Annotated in this window: 4 protein-coding genes; 3 read left to right on the top strand and 1 reads right to left on the bottom strand. The window is 42.3% G+C overall.

The genetic code is table 11. The features are described 5' to 3' along the window. The 3 genes from QZY09_RS22295 to QZY09_RS22285 form a co-directional block, all read left to right on the top strand. Positions 1-1,337 (top strand): hypothetical protein (locus QZY09_RS22295; RefSeq protein WP_295676304.1); only part of this gene is annotated, 1,337 nt, incomplete at its 5' end. A 134-nt stretch (positions 1,338-1,471) separates the two neighbouring features. Further along, positions 1,472-1,861 (top strand): DoxX family protein, encoded by a 390-nt coding sequence (locus QZY09_RS22290; protein ID WP_295676302.1) that lies wholly within the window; start codon positions 1,472-1,474, stop codon positions 1,859-1,861. A 6-nt stretch (positions 1,862-1,867) separates the two neighbouring features. Continuing rightward, positions 1,868-3,280 carry an MATE family efflux transporter gene (locus QZY09_RS22285; RefSeq protein WP_295676300.1) on the top strand — a complete coding sequence of 471 codons (1,413 nt, stop codon included), beginning with the start codon at positions 1,868-1,870 and terminating at the stop codon, positions 3,278-3,280. An 82-nt stretch (positions 3,281-3,362) separates the two neighbouring features. On the opposite strand, the gene QZY09_RS22280 is transcribed toward QZY09_RS22285, so the two are convergent. After that, positions 3,363-4,397 (bottom strand): PAS domain S-box protein, encoded by a 1,035-nt coding sequence (locus QZY09_RS22280; RefSeq protein ID WP_295676296.1) that lies wholly within the window; start codon positions 4,395-4,397, stop codon positions 3,363-3,365. Between the last annotated feature and the right edge of the window lie 184 nt (positions 4,398-4,581).

Raw genomic sequence — 4,581 nt, 5'->3', positions numbered from 1 at the left:
TTTTAAACCTAATGGAACATAACCTTAAATTGTTTTTAAAATCCATCGGCACCCTATGCCTGCTTGTATTAGTGTTTGCTTTTACCTTGCCTGCATTCATCAAAAGCAGTAACGGTTCCGGACCCGGTGTAACACTAATACCATCAGAAAAGTTTTACGTAAACTCATTTGTTGATTGTAATATGGCGGAAGCCTGGATCGGCGATACTCTACGTATTTTTCCGGGCAAATATGGTGAAGATCCACTATGGGGCGATTCACGCAATCTTAAATTCGCCGATGGGCGCAGCGCCGATGAGGCATTTAAAACCCAGCCCACAGGATTTAAGGAACCTTTATTACCGCCGAATGTAAAACCGCTGAACGCTGGCCTACATGGCGCCATATGGTTTGAGACCGTTTACCAGGATAGCGGAGACCAAAGTGGAAAAACATTGTATGCTGTTTACCACAACGAAAACTATCCTGTCACGTTCCCATACGACCCCGCATCGGGCAATGGTTATATTGACAAAGACTGGCCACAGGGATTAACAGGCGCGGCTACCCCTGCCGCCGTTTGCAGGATAGGTATCATGAAATCAACTAACGGCGGACGAAGCTGGGTGGACAAAGGTATTTTTATTGAAGATAAGCAGGCAAGGATGATCCTTCGGCCTAACAATACATCTGTGACTTTTGCAGGTGGCGTTGGTGACCCATCAGCCGTAGCATCAAACGGCTACCTTTATCTATTTTATGGGGAATATGGCTATGCAGGCGCTTACTCCGCCAGTACCTACAATACTGAAACGGAAAGAAAAGGGCAATGCATAAGTGTGGCGCGCATTAATCTATCAGACCTGGATTATCCGGCAGGTAAAGCGATGCGCTGGAGCGGAAAAAATTTTGACATCCCCTATGATGGCATAGGAAACCCGATTGCAAAGCTGCAAATATCTCCAGCGAATGGCGGTGGTCCTGCGTCAAACCCCGCTTCTAAGTTTTATTGGGGGCCATCAGTAAGCTGGAACACCTATCTCCATTGCTGGGTAATGCTGATGGCAAAGGCCGAAGGCCCGTCTTGGAAAGGGAGTAGTGTTTATATTTCATTTAATAAGAATCAGGATCTTGGCCGAGGCAATAATTCGCAACAATGGTCGGTCCCGAAACTATTATTGGATAAGCCCGGACACATCGTATGGTACCCTTCTTTGCAGCCGACCCAATCAGCTGAAGACATAAAAAATAAAAATACTTGTGTTAAATTAGGCAGGGAAGCACGATTATTTTTAAAAGATCAATTTAAAGATTCAAGCTATTATTTTTCAGAATATAAACTGAAGTTCGAAATGTAAATTGCCTTTTTTATCTTACCATCAGGATAAGAAACATGATAATAATGCTGAAAGCGGTAAATGTTAAAGTTCTTACATCCGGCGTCGTTACACTTTACTATCAATCAATTAAACAAGCATAAACAATTAAAAAAATGAAAAAAATCAACATTATTTATTGGGTCTCTACCATCCTGATCCTACTTTTAATGCTATGGTCAGCCATCGGTAGTTTCATGAAAAATCCTGATGCTGCCAAAATGATGGCTCAAATGGGTTATCAGGCTTATGTTTTCCACTTTTTAGCTGTCGCCAAAATCCTGGGAATAATCGCCATACTTACTCCTGGCTTTCCAAGGTTAAAGGAATGGGCGTATGCCGGCTTTACTTTTGATTTAATCGGCGCAACCTATTCCATGTATGCCACAGGTTTCCCGGTCACTAATTGGGCGCCAATGTTTATTTTCATAGCGATACTGGCAGTTTCTTATATTTATTATCACAAAAGAGTAGCGGCAGGCGGGTTTAAAGATGCCGCGATGTAAAAACAAATGACTAAACCGACTGCTTCAGGCAAATTAAGACCGTTTTTTAAGCTATTTGGCGAGGCTCTTGCAGGGAGCGAACAGGATTATACAACAGGCAGCATTCGCAGGGCGGTATTGCTGCTTGCCATTCCTATGATCCTGGAAATGTCGCTCGAATCGATTTTCGCCGTTGTTGATATCTTTTTTGTAGGCAAACTGGGCGATGCAGCGGTAGCAACAGTTGGTCTGACCGAATCGGTGCTCAGTATAGTTTATTCCATAGCCATGGGTTTAAGTATGGCGGCTACCGCACTTGTTGCACGGCGTGTTGGCGAAAAAAGATACCGGGAGGCGGCCCATGCAGGCATGCAGGTGATCGTGTTTGCGCTGGTACTTTCGTTGATCATGTCGGTTGTTGGGGTAACTTTCGCGCGAAACATCCTGCAAATGATGGGCGCAAACGATAAAATGATAGCAGAAAATATTCGTTATACCCAGATCATGTATGGCGGCAACCTGGTTATCATGCTGTTATTTTTAATTAATGGTATATTTAGGGGTGCCGGGGATGCAAGTATTGCTATGCGTAGTTTATGGATCAGTAATGGCTGCAATATTATTTTGTGCCCTTTGTTAATTTACGGTTGGGGCCCACTACCTGGCCTTGGCCTTCAGGGTGCTGCGATTGCAACCACTATCGGCCGTGGTATTGGGGTTTTGTATCAATTGTACCGTTTGTTTATTAAACAAGGTTTGCTAACTTTTTATCTGCACCAACTCAAACCTCACAAGGAACTTATGCTGCAGATCATTAAAATCGGAAGCAGTGCCGCCGTACAGTTTTTGGTAAGTTCAGGCGGGTGGATATTTTTGACGCGATTGATGGCCAGTTTTCAAGTAGCAGCCGTGGCTGGTTACCAGATAGGCATCCGCTTGCTGATATTTTTCCTGCTGCCGGCATGGGGCATGAGTAATGCCGCAGCTACTTTAACCGGCCAAAATTTGGGGGCGGGCCACCCGGAAAGGGCTGAAAAAAGCGTGTGGATAACTACCGGATACGTTACCATTTATATGGTGCTCGTCAGTTTGTTTTTCTTTCTTTTTGGCACCCCGGTAGTAAACTTTATAAATACCGACCCGCAGGCACGGCATTTTGCCATACAAACGCTCCGGATCGTCAGCTTAAGCTACATCTTCTTCGGAGTGGAAATGGTTATGTTAAACGCCTATAATGGCGCCGGCGATACGCGAACACCGACCCTGGTTTATTTCATAGGGTCGTGGCTTTTTCAAATTCCGCTGGCATGGTTTTTAAGCCAATACTACATTAAAGAACCAAAAGCAATTTTTATAGCGATCGTAATTTCGCAATTTGTAACTGCTCTGTTAAGTTTTTACCTTTTCAGACAAGGCAGGTGGAAAACGGTAAAAGTGTAAATGAAAAAGGGCCGCAACTTTAGCGACCCATTTAACCCAAACCACACTTTCCTGTTTTAACCCAAACCACACATCGCCGGCCTTAAAAAGCCAATGCCTCTATATTAGCAAATTCAAAATCATCAGGAAGTGCTACTTTATCGGTAATTTCCCTTATGATCAGGTCGAGCTCATCTGCCGATATTTCAAGGTAATTCAATACCCTTTCCATTTCATTATTGTTATCTTTTATCACTTTTAAAACGGCGATCAACCCTAGTATCCGGGCTACCGGAGCTCTAACCATATGGGATTGTATCCATGATATCTCCCGTAATTTTTCATTTTGCTCTTCAATCGCCTTAGTATACCTCAGTTTTTCTGTAACATCTATCACTAAAACAAGTTTGGCTTTCCTGCCCTTATGCATAATAGTGCTACCCTGTATTTCAACATAGATGATATTGCCGTTTTTTAATTTATGCCGGTAAGACCCTTTCAGATTTAATAGATCCTCGTTTTGCGAGAAGCCTTCCACCAACACTGGAATATCTTCTGCAGGCCGGATATCGCGTATGGTCATTTTTAAAAATTCATCGCGGCTATATCCATAATGCCTTATGGCCGCTCTGTTAACATTCAGGAACTCCATGGTTTCCAAATCAACCACATACATGGGCATCGGGCTCAAATGAAACAATTCACTGTATTTCTTTTCTGATTCTTCCAGGGCGCTGGTTGCCTTTTTTCTCTCTATCCCGTAAACAATACTTTTATAAAGAGTTAAAGAGGTCAACTCGTCTTTTAACAAATAATCTGACACACCAAGTGAAAGGGATTTCGCACCGAAACAGAAATCGGAGTTCCCTGTCAAAACAATTACCGGAATTTTCCGGCAAAGTGCTACAATTTCTAAAATAAGCTCAACACCTGATTTATCCGGAAGTGAGAGGTCCAACAACACCGCATCGATCAGTCCGTTTTGAAATGATAGAATTTCCTTTGCAGTTTTAAAACTCCGCGCGTTGTTGAGCTTTAAGTATTCAATATGTTCCAATAAAAAATCTTCAACCAAGGTAACATCGCCAGGATTATCTTCGATAACTAAAATAGTATATGGCCTTTTATCTATTTTCATTTTATTTTGAATTAATCCTGTTTAGTTATGTATCAATTAAGTATATATCCAGCCGTTACCTGTTCAATTTCAAGGTCAATTGAAGAAACCAAATTATGACCACAACAAAAACAAATATGCGGCGCTAAAACATTGTCATTGTGTTTAAGTATCACTAAGTCAAAAGTAATTCATTAAACTACCG

Source organism: uncultured Mucilaginibacter sp. (assembly GCF_903913935.1).
GTDB lineage: Bacteria > Bacteroidota > Bacteroidia > Sphingobacteriales > Sphingobacteriaceae > Mucilaginibacter.
This window is presented reverse-complemented; position numbering and strand designations above follow the sequence as displayed.